This is a genomic window from Streptomyces vilmorinianum (assembly GCF_005517195.1).
GTDB classification, from domain to species: Bacteria; Actinomycetota; Actinomycetes; order Streptomycetales; family Streptomycetaceae; genus Streptomyces; species Streptomyces vilmorinianum.
Window position 1 is genome coordinate 2,109,942 of the sequence record NZ_CP040244.1, and the last position, 15,052, is coordinate 2,124,993.

Below are 15,052 nucleotides of genomic sequence, written 5' to 3' on the forward strand. Positions count from 1 at the left end.
GTGTTCACGCCCCTGCCTTCGCGGTGCCGACGCCCGACTCGGGGGACGGTCGTTGCTCCGGTACGTCAGGTGTCTCGTCGTTCTCGTGGAATTCGAGCTTGGCTCGCTTGTTGGCGATGAGGCCCTCGGGGCGGAAGCGCATGAGCAGGATGAGGGCGATGCCGAAGACGAGGAGCTGGTAGTCCTGGAGGAACGACAGCTTGGCCGGGATGAGGAAGAGGAGTGCGGCGCCGAGGATGGGGCCGCGGACGGTGCCCATGCCGCCGAGGATGACGGCGGCGAGGAGGAATACGGAGTTCGGGGGCACGGGGCCGGCGAAGACGTAGTTCTCGGGGACGACCGTCGTGTTGACGTGGGCCTGGATGGTGCCGGCGAGGCCGGCGAGGGTGGCGCCGAGGGCGAAGGCGATGAGCTTGACGCGGAAGCCGTTGATGCCCATGGCGGTGGCGGCTGTCTCGTCTTCGCGGATGGCGACCCAGGAGCGGCCGATGCGGCTGTTGGCGGCGCGGGTGAAGACGACGATGACGAGGGCCATCACGAGCAGCATGAGCAGGTAGTAGTTGGCGTAGGCGCCGAGCTCGATGCCGAGGATGGTGTGGGCTTCGCCGAAGTTGTAGCCGAAGAACTCCAGCTGCGGGATGTTCGGGATGCCGTTGGGGCCGTTGGTGACCTTGGGGCCCGAGACGCCGTCGAGGTTGCCCATGGCGATGCGGAAGATCTCTCCGAAGCCGAGGGTGACGATGGCGAGGTAGTCGCCGCGCAGGCGGAGGGTGGGGGCTCCGATGACCACGCCGAAGACGAGCGAGGCGATGGCGCCGGTGAGGACGGCGGCCCAGAAGGGGAACTGGATGCCGAGGGCGGAGGAGGTGGCCCCGGAGACCAGTGCGGCGGTGTAGGCGCCGACGCCGAGGAAGGCGACGTAGCCGAGGTCGAGGAGGCCGGCGAGGCCGACGACGATGTTCAGGCCGAGGGCGACGGTCGCGAAGATGAGGATGTTGACCGCGATGAGGGTGTAGGTGTCGCCGCTCTGCTGGATGAACGGGAAGGCGATCGCGGCGGCCAGGCTGGCGGTGATGGTGACCTGGCGGTTGTTCGCGGTGATCGTGGAGATGCGCTCGATGAGCCCGGACTTGAGCAGGGCGGTCGCGGCGAATCCGACGAGGATCAGGTACGCGATGAAGAGCTGGGGTTCCGAGTCCTCGGTGTCGATGCCGAAGGTGACCACGTAGAGGCCGACGGCGAAGACGGCGACGATGATCAGGATCTCGGCCCAGGACGGCAGTCGCTTGGCGGGGGCCGCCTTGCGGGTGTCGTCGGGCAGCTTGTACGCGGCGATGGCGGGGACGGCGGAGGCGAGGACGGCGATGCCGGCGCCGGGTTCGAGGTCCACCAGGGCGCCGAGCTCCACGATGATGGAGAGGGCGGTGAAGGTGGTGGTGACGAAGGTGCCGAGGGCCAGGATCCACAGGGCCTTGCGGGCGCCGGTGGGGGTGAGCCAGCCGAGTCCCTTGACGCCGAGCGCGGAGAGCGCGTGGGCGGCGGTGAGGACGGCCCCGATGAGGGTGAGGATCTGGAGGGGGGCGGGGTAGCCGTAGATCGTGAGGTTGCCGGGGAAGGCGGTGGTCCACGTCCAGGCGAGGAAGGCGCTGAGGATGGTGGCCAGGCTGCCGCCGACGGCGGTGTAGAGCAGGGTGGTGCGGCTGATGCCCGACTGCTCCGCGGTGGCGTCCTGGGTGGCCTCTGCGGTGGTGGTGCTGTTGGTGGTCATGGTTCTCACGCCCTGTCCGCGACGCGCTCGCCGAGCAGGCCTTGGGGCCTGACGAGGAGGACGACGATGAGGAGTACGAACGCCCAGACGTTGGACCAGGCTCCACCGCCGAGCTGCTGCATGCCGGGGATGTCCTCGATGTAGGCGATCGAGAGGGCCTCGGCGAGGCCGAGGACGACGCCGCCGACCATGGCTCCGTAGATGTTGCCGATGCCGCCGAGGACGGCTGCGGTGAAGGCCTTGAGGCCGAGGATGAAGCCCATCTCCCAGCCGATCTGTCCGCGGTCGAGGCCGTAGGCGACGGCGGCGACGGCGGCGAACGCGGCACCGATGGCGAAGGCCATGACGATGATGCGGTCGGTGTTGATGCCCATGAGCTTGGCGGTGTCGGGGTCCTGCGCGGTGGCCTGCATGGCGCGGCCGCTGCGGCTCTTGGAGACGAAGACGCCGAGGGCGAGCATGCAGAGCGGGGCGAGCGCGAGGATGAACGCGTCGGCGCGCTGGATGGCGAGGCTTTCGGTGATCTTGAAGGCTTCGCCGGTGAACTCGGGGAAGCGTACGGCCACCTTGGCGTCCGGGTAGAACTGCCAGACCAGCTGCTGGAGCATGATCGAGAGGCCGATGGCCGTGATGAGGGGGGCGAGTCGTGGTGCGCTGCGCAGCGGTCTGTACGCGAACCGCTCGGCTGCGGTCGCGACGGCCACGGAGGCGATCGCGCCACCGATGATCATGAGCGGTATCGCCACCAGCAGGGAGGTGCCGCTCGGGAGAGCGGTGTAGGTGGTGAGGGCGCCGAAGCCCCCGATCATGAAGATCTCGCCGTGGGCGAAGTTGATGAGCTGGACGATGCCGTAGACCATGGTGTACCCGATGGCGACGAGGCCATAAAGGGCACCGAGGGCAAGGCCGTTGGCCAGCTGTTGCGGCAGTTCGTTCACCGCAGGGCCTCCGATGAGCGTGTCGGATAAGACTCCGCGCGAGGGCGCTGTTTGCGCCCTCGCGCGGCTCTGTTCAGTGGTTCAGTGGTTCGGTGCGAGGTGGGTGCGGGCGACTACTGGGTGAAGGTGTCGCTCTTGACGTCGATCCACTTGCCGCCCTCGACCTTGTAGACGGTGAGCTGCTTGTTGGTGGTGTCGCCGTACTCGTCGAAGGAGACCTTGCCGGTCACACCGTCGAAGGAGACCTTGCCCAGGGCCTCGGTGACCTTGGCGCGGGCGTCGGCCGGGACCTTGCCGCCGTTGGCGGCGACGACGGCCTTGACGGCCTGGATGATCGCCCAGCCGGCGTCGTAGGAGTAGCCGCCGTAGGCCGCGTAGGGGTCCTTGTAGCCGGCCGCGGTGTAGTCGGCGATGAACTTCTTGGCGGTGTCGAGCTTCTCGACCGGGTAGCCGATCGAGGTGGCGAGGTCACCGTCGTTGGCCACGCCGGAGGCGCTGACGAAGGCCGGGTCGTAGATGCCGTCGCCACCCATGGTGGGGATCTTGGCTCCGGCCTTCTTGATCTGGTCGGAGAGCAGGCCACCCTCGGGGTACTGGCCGCCGAAGTAGACGGAGTCGGCGCCGGAGGTCTTGACCTTGTCGGCGGTGGAGGAGAAGTCGGTCTCCTTCACGGTGACGTGGTCGGTGCCGACGACCTGGCCGCCGAGGCGCTTGAACTCGTCGGTGAAGATCGCGGCGAGGCCGGCGCCGTAGGTCTGCTTGTCGTCGACGACGAAGACCTTCTTCTTGCCGGCGTCCTTGAAGAGGTACTGGGCGGCGAACTTGCCCTGGACCACGTCGGTGGCGGCGGTGCGGAAGTAGGTCGGGAAGGGGCGCTTGAACTCGCCCTTGCCCCAGTTGTCGCCCTGGGAGAGCGAGGGGTTGGTGTTGGCGGGGGAGACCTGCGCCAGCTTGGCGGCGGCGAAGACGCCCTGCATCTGCTGGGCGACGCCGGAGTTCAGCGGGCCGACGACGCCGAGGACGTCCTTGTTGCCGACGAGCTTGGTGGCGTTGGCCTGACCGGAGGCGGGGACGGCCTGGTCGTCCAGGGCCTCGATCTTGAAGGTGACGCCGGGGACTTCCTTGTTCTTGTTGGCGGTCTGTACCGCCAGGTCCACGGAGTTCTTGATGCCCTGGCCCAGCGCGGAGAGGGAGCCCGTGAGGGGCGCGTCGACGCCGATGACGACGGTGGTGGTGCCGCCGGCGTTGTCGCTGTTCCCGCCCTTGTCGTCGCGCGATCCGCAGGCGGTGAGGGTGAGTGCTCCCGTGGTGATCACGGTGGTGAGGATGAGCAAGGAACGGTGTCGCACGATGAATCCTTTCCCTGGCGCGGCCCCCTCGAGCTGAGTGGTGCCGTGAAGCTTTCGCTGGAGGTGCCGTTGGTGAGTGCCGGGCCGTACTGGGGATGACTGGGTGGTGCAGGCCGTGCAGTGGACGCGCCCGGCGGCGCGGTGACTGGCCGTGACTCTAAGCGCAGGTGGGGGAGGTGGGGAGCGAGGAGGTCAGGATGTGACTGTCTTGTTATCGCGAGGGGGAGAGGAGGTGGACACCGGGTGGGCAAACCGGGGCATTGCGGTCGTCGGTGTGGTGTTCACATCGTGAGAACGTGCAGTTCCGCTAAGGGGCTTGAACGGATCTTGGTCCTGTCTGATCGCTCTTGATGCTGTCCGGATATCGGACAAGCCCTCAAATCTCAGCGGACGAAACGCTGAGTGAGCCGCACCACTTTTTCGATCATGAGAATGTCACGGAGAGTCACGGCGGCGAGGTGCTCGACCCGGGCCCCGGGGGAGGCTTCCAGTTCTCCGAGCTCCCCGTCGCGCCGTTCGCCGACGCGCACCGTCTTCGGGTCTCGTGGTCGACCGAGGCCAGCGCCGCCTCGCGGCCCTCCGCCCGTTCCTTGGCGCGGGCGGCGGCGAGCACCTCGTCGTGGAGGGTCAACTGCTCGTTGGAGAGCCCCTTCTGCTCCCAGTCGAGCCCCGCCCATTTGCTGCCCTTGAGCGCTTCTTTCACCCAGTACGCGACGAGGTCGGTGCAGATGTCCACCGCTGTACGGACCTGGGGCGCCGGGGCGGGTCGGTCGTCCGCGCCGCAGCCGGCGAGCGTCGCCCCCATGGCGACGGCCAGGACCGCGCAGAGGGCGGTCCTGGCCGGTGTGTGCGGCGAGAGGCCCATGAAACGACGCTAGGGGATCGCCGCTGCGGGCACAACAGGAAGCGGTGTTACGGCAGTTGGACGAACGGCGCGAGGAAGGAGCGGGCGCCCGGGGTGTCGAGCCGGTACACCACGTTCGTGGCGTAGCAGGGCGTGTCGCCCGTGATCGTGGTGGCGACCAGGGTCAGCCTGCCGTCCAGCGTGGCGAAGTTCGGGCCGCCCGAATCGCCATAGCAGGCGCCGCCGTTGCCCTGCGGTGCGGTCATGGCGAGCCGGATCCAGGCGTCGTTGAGCGCGTTGAAGGTGACCGGCGCCTTGAGGCGGACGCCGCCGCCCGGGTGGGTCTGGCCGCCCGGCCCGCGCCGCGCCTCCTGGGTGCCGTATCCGGCGACGAGGAACGAGGTGTCGTTCAGCCCCTGGGGGCCGAGCGCGGAGAGCGCGCCCGCGGCGGGGAGGGCGGCGGGCTTGAACGACCAGCGCTCCTTCACCTTGGCGGCGGGCAGCTCGATCACCGAGATGTCGTGGGTGTCGGCGGCCGGGCCGGGGTAGGCCGGGTGGTTGTGCGCCGCGCCCTCGACGGCCACGGCCTTCGCCACGGCGGTCGGGTCGCCCGGGTGCTCGGCGGCGGCCTTGTCCAGGCCGCCCTGCACGTCCTGGTCGAGCGACACGTAGAACCGGACGTTCTCCGGCCAGTCGGTGGTGCAGTGCGCCGCGGTCAGGAAGGTGTCCGCGTCGATCATGGTGCCGGAGCAGACCCAGTCGACCCGGTCGGGCGTGCTCGGGTCGCCGTCGTTGTCCCAGGTCGCGACGAGCGCGCCGACCTCGGTGCGCTCGGGCGCGGGGGTCGCGTTGTACGAGTTGATCGCTGCGGACGGGATCGCGGTGGCGAGAACGGCAGCGCAGGCCGCGGCTGTGACGGCGGTCGCCACGGTGGTGGTGCGTACGGCGGTCAAGAAGAACCCCTCGGGTGTGTGAGTGGAACGAGTGTTCTCCTGTGGGGGAGGTTCGACAGTGAAGCGGCTGCCGGTCGCCGGGGCAAGAGGGCCTGGGGAGCGGGGTGTTGGGGGAGGGGGGTGGGCGCTGTCCGTGACGCGAGGTGGCACGACGGCGGCGCGGCCCGGGACGGTGACGTGGCATGACGCGGCGCGGCCCGGGACGGTGGTGGCCGTCCCGGGCCGCGCCGGGGTGCGGGAGGGGCGTGCGGGGGAGTCGGCTCAGGCGCCGGTGCCGTTCGTGCCCGCGTTCGCGACGGTCTCCGCGTCCTTGGCCGTGACCTCGCGGAGCATGCAGGTCAGGCGGGCCGAGCAGACCCGCTTGTCCTGCTCGTCGGTGATCACGATGTCGTACGTCGCCGTGGAGCGTCCGCGGTGGACCGGGGTCGCGACGCCCGTCACGAGGCCGCTGCGGACCCCGCGGTGGTGGGTGCAGTTCAGGTCCACGCCGACCGCGATCTTGGAGACGCCGCCATGCAGCATCGAGCCGATCGAGCCGAGGGTCTCGGCGAGGACGGCGGAGGCGCCGCCGTGCAGCAGACCGTACGGCTGGGTGTTGCCCTCCACCGGCATCGTGCCGACGACCTTGTCCGCCGAGGCCTCGACGATCTGCACGCCCATGCGGTTGCCGAGGTGCCCGGCCGAGAAGAGCGCCGGCAGGTCCACGCCGAGCGAGGCGTACTCGTCGAGGACTTCCTGCGGGAACTTCACGTGATGCTGCTCGCCCATCGGCCCGGCTCCGTTCGTCTTCGTACGGCTGACACCGCTTGCGCGGTTCATACGGCTCATCCGCCTGAGCGAACGCTTAGGCGGGCTGTGATTGTTCCAGACGCACGATGACCGACTTGCTGGCGGGGGTATTGCTGACGTCCGCCGTCGACTCCAGCGGCACCAGGACGTTCGTCTCCGGGTAGTACGCCGCCGCGCAGCCCCGGGCCGTCGGATAGTGCACCACCCGGAAGCCGGGCGCGCGCCGCTCGCTGCCGTCCTTCCACTCGCTGACCAGGTCGGTGTACGCCCCGTCCGCGAGGCCCAGGGCCTCGGCGTCGTCCGGGTGGACCAGGACGACCCGGCGGCCGCCCTTGATGCCGCGGTAGCGGTCGTCGAGCCCGTAGATCGTGGTGTTGTACTGGTCGTGCGAGCGCAGGGTCTGCAGCAGCAGCCGGCCCTCGGGCACGCTCGGGTACTCGACGGGCGCGGCGGTGAAGTTGGCCTTGCCGGTCGCCGTGGGGAAACGGCGCTCGTCGCGCGGGGCGTGCGGGAGCGCGAAGCCGCCGGGGTCGGCGGCGAGGCGGGCGTTGAAGTTCTCGAAACCGGGCACCACACGCGCGATACGGTCACGGATCGTGGCGTAGTCCTTCTCGAACTCCTCCCACGGTGTGGCCGAGGCGGCGCCGAGCACCGCCCGGGCCATCCGGGCCACGATCGCCGGCTCGGAGAGCAGGTGCGGGCTCGCGGGCGGCAGGTTCCCGCGCGAGGCGTGCACCAGGCCCATGGAGTCCTCGACGGTCACGAACTGCTTGCCGCCGCTCTGCACGTCCTTGTCGGTGCGGCCGAGCGTCGGCAGGATCAGCGCGCGTGTGCCGGTGACCGCGTGCGAGCGGTTCAGCTTCGTCGAGACGTGGACGGTCAGCCGGGCCCGGCGCATCGCCGCCTCGGTGACCTCCGTGTCGGGTGTGGCGCCGACGAAGTTGCCGCCCATGGCGAAGAAGACCTTCGCCTCGCCGTCGCGCAGCGCCTGGATCGAGCGGACCACGTCGAAGCCGTGGTGGCGCGGCGAGACGATCCCGAACTCCTTGTCCAGGGCGTCCAGGAAGGCGGGCGCGGGCCGCTCGAAGATGCCCATCGTGCGGTCCCCCTGCACGTTGGAGTGGCCGCGGACCGGGCAGACCCCGGCGCCCGGCCGGCCGATGTTGCCGCGCAGCAGCAGGAAGTTGACCACCTCGCGGATGGTCGGCACGGAGTGCTTGTGCTGGGTGAGCCCCATCGCCCAGCAGACGATGGTCCGCTCGGAGGCGAGGACCATCTCCAGGGCCCGCTCGATCTCGGCGCGGGTCAGGCCGGTCGCGGCGAGGGTCTCGTCCCAGTCGGCGTCGCGCGCGGCCGCGGCGAACTCCTCGTACCCGTGGGTGTGCTCCCGTACGAACTCCTCGTCGACCGCGCCCTCGGTCCGGAGGATCAGCTTGTTCAGGAGCCGGAAGAGGGCCTGGTCGCCGCCGATGCGGATCTGGAGGAAGAGGTCGGTGAGCGCGGCGCCCTTGAACATGCCCTGCGGGGTCTGCGGGTTCTTGAACCGCTCCAGACCGGCCTCCGGCAGCGGGTTCACCGAGATGATCTTCGCGCCCGAGGCCTTGGCCTTCTCCAGGGCGGAGAGCATGCGTGGGTGGTTCGTCCCCGGGTTCTGCCCGGCGACGACGATCAGATCCGCCTGGTGGAGATCCTCCAGGGAGACGCTGCCCTTGCCGATCCCGATGGTCTCGTTGAGCGCCGAGCCGGACGACTCGTGGCACATGTTGGAGCAGTCCGGCAGGTTGTTGGTGCCGAACTCGCGGGCGAAGAGCTGGAGCAGGAACGCGGCCTCGTTGCTGGTCCGCCCGGAGGTGTAGAAGAGTGCCTCGTCGGGGGAGGAGAGGGCGGTCAGCTCCTCGGCGATGATCGCGAAGGCCCGCTCCCAGGTCACCGCCTCGTAGCGCTCGGCGCCCTCGGACAGGTACATGGGCTGGGTGATACGGCCCTGCTGGCCCAGCCAGTAGCCGCTGCGGGTCGCCAGGTCCGCCACCGGGTGGGCGGCGAAGAAGTCGGGCGTCACGCGGCGCAGCGTCGCCTCCTCGGCGACCGCCTTGGCCCCGTTCTCGCAGAACTCCGCCACATGCCGCTTGTCGCCCTCGGGCCAGGCGCAGCCCGGGCAGTCGAAGCCGTCTTTCTGATTGACCTTGAGGAGGGTCTGCGCGGTGCGCCGCACCCCCATCTGCGCCTGGGAGATCTTGAGGGTGTGCGCGACGGCGGAGAGTCCGGCGGCGGCGTGCTGGGGCGGCGCGACCTGCGGCGCGTCCTGGACCGGGTCTCCTGCGGGGGGCTTGCTGGCCATCGCGCTCTCCCTTGAGCGGTCATCGTGTGTCGTACGTCTCCGATCCTGTCACGCGCCGCGGACAGCCGGTGCCCGCCGCCGCTGTGGGCGGGAATGTCAGTGGTCCGTGGCAGGATCGTGTCCGTGGCTGAGACAGCATCGAAGAAGACCGAAGACAACCGTCCGCGCCTGCTCCTCATGGACGGGCACTCCCTGGCGTACCGGGCGTTCTTCGCGCTGCCCGCGGAGAACTTCACCACCGCGACCGGGCAGCCGACCAATGCCATCTACGGCTTCGCGTCGATGCTGGCGAACACGCTCCGCGACGAGGCGCCCACGCACTTCGCGGTCGCGTTCGACGTGTCCCGCAAGACCTGGCGCTCCGAGGAGTTCCCGGAGTACAAGGCGAACCGCTCCAAGACCCCCGACGAGTTCAAGGGGCAGGTGGAGCTGATCGGCGAGCTGCTGGACGCGATGCACGCGCAGCGGTTCGCCATCGACGGCTTCGAGGCCGACGACGTCATCGCCACGCTCGCCACGCAGGCCGAGGCCGCGGGCTTCGAGGTCCTGATCGTCACCGGCGACCGGGACTCCTTCCAGCTGATCACGGACCACGTGACCGTGCTGTACCCGACCAAGGGCGTCTCCGAGCTGACCCGTTTCACGCCCGAGAAGGTCCAGGAGAAGTACGGCCTCACCCCGCAGCAGTACCCGGACTTCGCCGCGCTGCGCGGTGACCCGTCCGACAACCTGCCCGGCATCCCCGGCGTCGGCGAGAAGACCGCCGCGAAGTGGATCAACCAGTTCGGTTCGTTCGCGGAGCTGGTCGAGCGCGCCGACGAGGTCAAGGGCAAGGCGGGACAGAACTTCCGGGACCACCTGGAGGCGGTCAAGCTCAACCGCGTGCTCACCGAGATGGTCCGGGACGTCGAGCTGCCCAGGACGGTCCAGGACCTGGAGCGCGCGCCGTACGACCGTACGGCCGTCGCGCTGGTCCTCGACACCCTGGAGATCCGCAACCCCTCGCTGCGCGAGCGGCTGCTCGCCGTCGACCCGGGTGCGGGCGAGGAGCAGGCCGCCGCCCCCGCCGCGGGTGTGGAGCTGGACGGGACGGTTCTCGGCGCGGGCGAGCTCGCGCCCTGGCTCGCCGAGCACGCCGGCAAGCCGCTGGGTGTGGCCACGGTCGACAGCTGGGCGCTGGGCACCGGCAGCGTCAGCGAGATCGCGCTGGCGGCCGCCGACGGCGCCGCGGCCTGGTTCGACACCACCGAGCTCGACGAGGCCGACGAGCAGGCCTTCGCCGCCTGGATCGCGGACCCGGAGCAGCCCAAGGTCCTGCACAACGCCAAGGGCGCGATGCGGGTCTTCCCCGAGCACGGCTGGAGCGTCGCCGGCGTCACCATGGACACCGCGCTCGCCGCCTATCTGGTCAAGCCCGGTCGGCGTTCCTTCGCGCTGGACGCGCTCTCCGTGGAGTACCTGGGCCGTGAGCTGGCCCCGGCGGCCGCCGCCGACGGGCAGCTCGCCTTCGGCGCCGACGACACCGCGGAGGCCGAGGCGCTGATGACCCAGGCCCGGGCCGTCCTGGACCTCGGCGCCGCCTTCGAGGAGAAGCTGGGCGAGGTCGGTGCCCGCGAGCTCCTGCACGAGGTGGAGCTGCCGACGTCCGCGCTCCTGGCCCGGCTTGAGCGGCACGGCATCGCCGCCGACCGCGCCCATCTGGAGGCCATGGAGCAGCAGTTCGCCGGCGCGGTGCAGCAGGCCGTGAAGGAGGCGCACGCCTCGGTGGGGCACGAGTTCAACCTCGGCTCGCCCAAGCAGCTCCAGGAGGTGTTCTTCGGCGAGCTGAACCTGCCGAAGACGAAGAAGACCAAGACCGGGTACACCACGGACGCCGACGCGCTCGCCTGGCTGGCCGGGCAGACCGAGCACGAGCTCCCGGTGATCATGCTCCGGCACCGCGAGCAGGCCCGGCTGCGCTCCACGGTCGAGGGTCTGATCAAGACGATCGCCGCGGACGGCCGGATCCACACTACCTTCAGCCAGACGGTGGCCGCGACCGGACGCCTGTCGTCCACCGACCCGAACCTTCAGAACGTGCCGGTGCGCACCGACGAGGGCCGCGCGATCCGCCATGGTTTCGTCGTGGGCGAGGGCTTCGAGGCCCTGATGACCGCGGACTACAGCCAGATCGAGCTGCGCGTGATGGCCCATCTGTCCGAGGACGAGGGCCTCATCGAGGCGTTCACCTCCGGCGAGGACCTGCACACCACGGTCGCCTCGCAGGTCTTCGGCGTCGAGCGGTCCGCGGTCGACGCGGAGATGCGGCGCAAGATCAAGGCCATGTCGTACGGCTTGGCGTACGGCCTGTCCGCGTTCGGTCTCTCCCAGCAGCTTAACATCGAGGCGGGCGAGGCGCGTGCCCTGATGGACACGTACTTCGAGCGCTTCGGCGGGGTGCGCGACTATCTGCGCCGGGTCGTGGACGAGGCGCGCGCCACGGGCTACACGGAGACGATGCTGGGCCGCCGCCGCTACCTCCCCGATCTGAACAGCGACAACCGCCAGCGCCGTGAGGCCGCCGAGCGGATGGCGCTGAACGCGCCGATCCAGGGCACGGCGGCCGACATCGTGAAGGTCGCGATGCTGAACGTCGACCGGGCGCTGACGGGGGCGGGTCTCGCCTCCCGCATGCTGCTGCAGGTCCACGACGAAATCGTCCTGGAGGTGGCCCCGGGGGAGCGCGAGCAGGTCGAGGCGCTGGTCCGCAAGGAGATGGCCACGGCGGTCACCCTCCGCGCCCCGCTCGACGTCTCGGTCGGCGTGGGCCCGGACTGGGAGTCGGCCGCGCACTGACGCGCCGTCGGATCCGGCTCCGGGGCGCGCCCCGGAGCCGGGGCCGGATCGGGGATCAGCGAGCTCCCGGACGGGAGTGCACCGGCTGACGATCCAAGGACGCCTCCGGCGTCTCAGGGGCGCCCCGCAGTCGCAGCCGCATCCCCGCGCCGTACAGCACGAGACCGACGGCGAGTCCCGCACCGCCCCCGAAGCAGGCGGTCGGGATGATGTCGAGGGGCGTCTCGACGCGGCCCCAGTACGCGTACCAGCGCAGGCAGCGGTGCACGACTCCGGCCAGGACGCACGCCCCGATCAGCCCGCCCGCCAGCCACCGGCCCCGTCGGCTCAGGACCGGCACCCGCGCGGGCGGCGCCGTGTCCCCGGACGCCGCGCGCAGGGCCCGTACCGTGAACCACACGAGCAGGACGAGGGCCAGCGCCGAACCGCCGTACTGCAGATACAGATAGACCGGGAAGCCGGCCACGAGCTCGCCGAGGACCGGGATCGACCGCGTGCCGAAGCGGTCGAGGTGGGTGAAGGAGTCCCACACCACATGGGTCGTGGCCCCGAGCGCCGCCGACACACAGAACCACGCGGCCGGCGGCGCCGCCGGCCGGCCCCGCCAGGGGCGGCCCCGGACGAACCCGTACACCCGGCCCTGCCGGTGGGCCGGCAGCAGGGCCACCAGCGGCTCACGCACCATCAGCCACACCGCCACCAGTGCCGCGGTGATGAGCACATCGACGGTCACGATCCCGAGCGCGGAGTGCGTGACATCGCCGAAGACCATCGCGTCCGGGATCGCCGTGGCCGCGAAATAGGTCATGTCGGGCGCGAACGAGCCCGCCACGAGCGCGGAGGCGACCAGTGGCCCGCGTGCGGTGCCGTCGCGGCGGATGCCCGGCAGCACCGCGGCGGCATGACTCAGCGTGAACGGCATCGGAACATCCCCCTGTGATCTGTGCCGGCCCCCTGGCTCCCCTCGCGGGCGGTGGTCGGCGTGGTCACGCCCAGTATGCGGGAGCGTTTTTCCGCCCGGATCACAGGCGGCCAAGAGGTGACGAAAGCGTGAAACACGGTCAGGGCTCGGTGTTCCGGGGCGCGTAGGTGTCATAGGGTCTCCTGAGTCCACGCGCGGGGAGCGCGAGTGCAGGCGACGGGGAGGGACCATACGTATGGCAGCGCAATTCGGCCGCCGGCTGCGCCGAGGAGCCACCAGCGGTGCTGTCGTGGCCGCTGCGGTGGCGGCCCTGGCCGCTTCGCAGGGGCCTGGTGCGATACCGCCGCCCTCGGACAACGCGGGCGGAGACCGTCCCGTCGGCGCAGGTGACACGCCGCCGGCCGACGGCTCGGCGACCGGCGACTCCCCGTACTACACCGATCTGCCCCCGCTGAACACGCCGAACAAGCCCGGCACTTCGATAGACCTGCCGATCGTCACCGGCCCCGCCGAGGCCGGTATCCCCGCCACCGTGCTCGCCGCCTACAAGCGGGCGGAGCAGTCGATACGGTCCAGCGACCCCGGCTGCCACCTTCCGTGGCAGCTGCTCGCCGGCATCGGCAAGGTCGAGTCCGGGCAGGCGCGCGGTGGTCGTGTCGACGCCAACGGCACCACGCTCTCGCCGATCCTCGGCCCCGTCCTCAACGGTGTCGGCTTCGCCAACATCTCGGACACCGACAAGGGCGCCTTCGACGGCGACTCGACGCACGACCGCGCCGTCGGCCCGATGCAGTTCATCCCCTCCACCTGGGCGACCTGGGGTCAGGACGCCAACGGCGACGGCCGCAAGGACCCCAACAACATCTACGACGCCGCCCAGGCCGCCGGTCTCTATCTCTGCGCCAACAACCGCGACCTCGCGGTCAAGGCCGACCTGGACCGGGCGATCCTCAGCTACAACCGCTCGACCGAGTACCTGAACACGGTGCTGTCCTGGTTCGAGTACTACAAGCGCGGCAGCCACCAGGTCCCGGACGGCCAGGGTGTGCTGCCGGTGGACCGCAGCGATACGCCCCGCGGCCCCTCGCCGACGACGCCGGCCACCCCGTCGCCGACCCCGTCGCCCTCGCCGTCCACGACGCCCAAGCCGAACCCGACCACGCCGAGCACTCCTTCACCGAGCACCCCGTCCACGACCGCGCCGGCGACCGCGCGGGTGGTGCGGATCAACGCCACCGGCACGAGCACGCTCACGGCCACCGCGGGCGGCGTCTTCGCCGCACGGCCCACGGTCGTGGCGCTGGACTCGGCGGGCAAGGCGGTCGCGGGACTCGGTGTGCGGTTCGAGATCGTCGGCGCCACCGACGCCAACTTCGGCGGCGTGGCGAAGAGCGTGACCGTCACCACCGACGCCACCGGCAGCGCCGTCGCGCCGCCCGTCCGGGCCGGAGAGCAGACGGGCACGTTCACCGTCCGGGCCACGGTCGTGGGCCGCGCGCTCGCGCCCGTCGACTTCACCGCGACCGTCACCGAGCGGCAGGCCGACACACTGGTCCGCGCCGACTCCACGGCCCTGACGGCCACCACCGGCGGGCAGTTCGCCGACCGCATCCTGGTGAAAGCCACCCTCGACGGCGCCGCCGCCTCGTCGGTCGGCCTGACCGCGACCATGATCACCTCGGCGGACGACCCGCAGACCAACACGCTCGGCCCGTACTTCAAGGACGCGAACGGCAACCCGCTGCGCACGCTCACGGGCCTGAAGACGGACGCGAACGGTCTGCTCACCCTTCCCGACATCTACACCGACGACCAGGCAGGCACCTTCCTGCTGCGGCTGACCGCGCCCGGCGGCGGCAGCGTGACCATCGAGCTCAAGGTCACCGCCCCGGCCACGGAACCGACGCCGACGCCGACGCCGACGCCGACGCCGACCCCGAGCCCGGACTCGCCCGAGCCCACGCCGACGCCCTGACCGGCCCCTGGCCGGTGCACGCCACCGGGCCCCGTACGACCCCGCCGCCGCCCCTGAGTCCCCCGGACACAGGGGCGGCGCTCTGCGTCCCGCGCCCTGGGTTCTGAGTGCAACGTGTTCTCATCTCGCGGTCGCGTTGCTACGGTGCCCCAGCCCTGACGCCGCATCAGATCGAGCACCGGGAGGCCGACCATGCGCGCCCTCGTAGCCGCCGCCATCGGGCTGGTCCCAGTCCTCCTCGTCGTCCTCCTCGTCGCGGTGGTCGACCTGCCGCCCGACGGGCCCACGTCGCCCCGGCCCCTCCTCACCGCCGACCCCGGCCCCAAGAAGTAGGAGGAGCG

The 15,052-nt window shown here is 70.7% G+C and carries 11 protein-coding genes; 3 read left to right on the plus strand and 8 right to left on the minus strand.

From position 1 onward, the window contains the following. Positions 1-4: 4 nt before the first annotated feature. From FDM97_RS09860 to FDM97_RS09890, 7 genes are all read right to left on the minus strand, one after another. The gene (locus FDM97_RS09860) at positions 5-1,768 is read right to left on the minus strand and encodes a branched-chain amino acid ABC transporter permease (protein WP_137990025.1); all 1,764 of its coding nucleotides are present in this window, start codon (positions 1,766-1,768) and stop codon (positions 5-7) included. Positions 1,769-1,773: 5 nt separating this feature from the next. Next, positions 1,774-2,706: a branched-chain amino acid ABC transporter permease gene (locus tag FDM97_RS09865; RefSeq protein WP_137990026.1), complete on the minus strand. Its 933-nt coding sequence runs from the start codon at positions 2,704-2,706 to the stop codon at positions 1,774-1,776. A gap of 113 nt (positions 2,707-2,819) precedes the next feature. Further along, entirely contained in the window at positions 2,820-4,055 is a 1,236-nt protein-coding gene (locus FDM97_RS09870; protein ID WP_137990027.1) for a branched-chain amino acid ABC transporter substrate-binding protein, read from the minus strand. A gap of 445 nt (positions 4,056-4,500) precedes the next feature. Next, positions 4,501-4,920, minus strand: a complete 420-nt coding sequence (locus FDM97_RS09875) for a hypothetical protein (RefSeq protein WP_137990028.1) — start codon at positions 4,918-4,920, stop codon at positions 4,501-4,503. A gap of 47 nt (positions 4,921-4,967) precedes the next feature. Further along, positions 4,968-5,852: a trypsin-like serine protease gene (locus FDM97_RS09880; protein ID WP_137990029.1), complete on the minus strand. Its 885-nt coding sequence runs from the start codon at positions 5,850-5,852 to the stop codon at positions 4,968-4,970. 261 nt (positions 5,853-6,113) lie between these two features. Continuing rightward, positions 6,114-6,620 (minus strand): PaaI family thioesterase, encoded by a 507-nt coding sequence (locus FDM97_RS09885; RefSeq protein ID WP_175439383.1) that lies wholly within the window; start codon positions 6,618-6,620, stop codon positions 6,114-6,116. A 76-nt stretch (positions 6,621-6,696) separates the two neighbouring features. Beyond that, positions 6,697-8,979, minus strand: coding sequence for an FdhF/YdeP family oxidoreductase (locus FDM97_RS09890; protein ID WP_137990031.1), 2,283 nt, complete (start codon positions 8,977-8,979; stop codon positions 6,697-6,699). A 123-nt stretch (positions 8,980-9,102) separates the two neighbouring features. Between FDM97_RS09890 and polA the strand changes: the two genes are divergently transcribed. Then, on the plus strand, positions 9,103-11,814 hold the full coding sequence (gene polA, locus FDM97_RS09895; protein ID WP_137990032.1) for a DNA polymerase I: 2,712 nt from the start codon (positions 9,103-9,105) through the stop codon (positions 11,812-11,814). Positions 11,815-11,869: 55 nt separating this feature from the next. On the opposite strand, the gene FDM97_RS09900 is transcribed toward polA, so the two are convergent. Next, positions 11,870-12,736: a DUF4184 family protein gene (locus tag FDM97_RS09900; protein WP_137990033.1), complete on the minus strand. Its 867-nt coding sequence runs from the start codon at positions 12,734-12,736 to the stop codon at positions 11,870-11,872. Between the two features lie 235 nt (positions 12,737-12,971). Here FDM97_RS09900 and FDM97_RS09905 point away from each other — a divergent pair, with 235 nt between their 5' ends. Further along, positions 12,972-14,711: a lytic transglycosylase domain-containing protein gene (locus FDM97_RS09905; protein ID WP_137990034.1), complete on the plus strand. Its 1,740-nt coding sequence runs from the start codon at positions 12,972-12,974 to the stop codon at positions 14,709-14,711. A 192-nt stretch (positions 14,712-14,903) separates the two neighbouring features. Next, on the plus strand, positions 14,904-15,044 hold the full coding sequence (locus FDM97_RS09910; protein ID WP_137990035.1) for an SPW_0924 family protein: 141 nt from the start codon (positions 14,904-14,906) through the stop codon (positions 15,042-15,044). The last annotated feature ends 8 nt before the right edge of the window (positions 15,045-15,052 follow it).

Excerpts from the sequence above, each read along its gene's own strand:
- FDM97_RS09905 (WP_137990034.1), top strand. The coding sequence starts at position 12,972 with ATGGCAGCGCAATTCGGCCGCCGGCTGCGCCGAGGAGCCACCAGCGGT.
- FDM97_RS09875 (WP_137990028.1), bottom strand. The coding sequence starts at position 4,920 with ATGGGCCTCTCGCCGCACACACCGGCCAGGACCGCCCTCTGCGCGGTC.
- FDM97_RS09910 (WP_137990035.1), top strand. The coding sequence starts at position 14,904 with ATGCGCGCCCTCGTAGCCGCCGCCATCGGGCTGGTCCCAGTCCTCCTC.
- FDM97_RS09890 (WP_137990031.1), bottom strand. The coding sequence starts at position 8,979 with ATGGCCAGCAAGCCCCCCGCAGGAGACCCGGTCCAGGACGCGCCGCAG.
- FDM97_RS09860 (WP_137990025.1), bottom strand. The coding sequence starts at position 1,768 with ATGACCACCAACAGCACCACCACCGCAGAGGCCACCCAGGACGCCACC.
- FDM97_RS09900 (WP_137990033.1), bottom strand. The coding sequence starts at position 12,736 with ATGCCGTTCACGCTGAGTCATGCCGCCGCGGTGCTGCCGGGCATCCGC.
- FDM97_RS09885 (WP_175439383.1), bottom strand. The coding sequence starts at position 6,620 with ATGGGCGAGCAGCATCACGTGAAGTTCCCGCAGGAAGTCCTCGACGAG.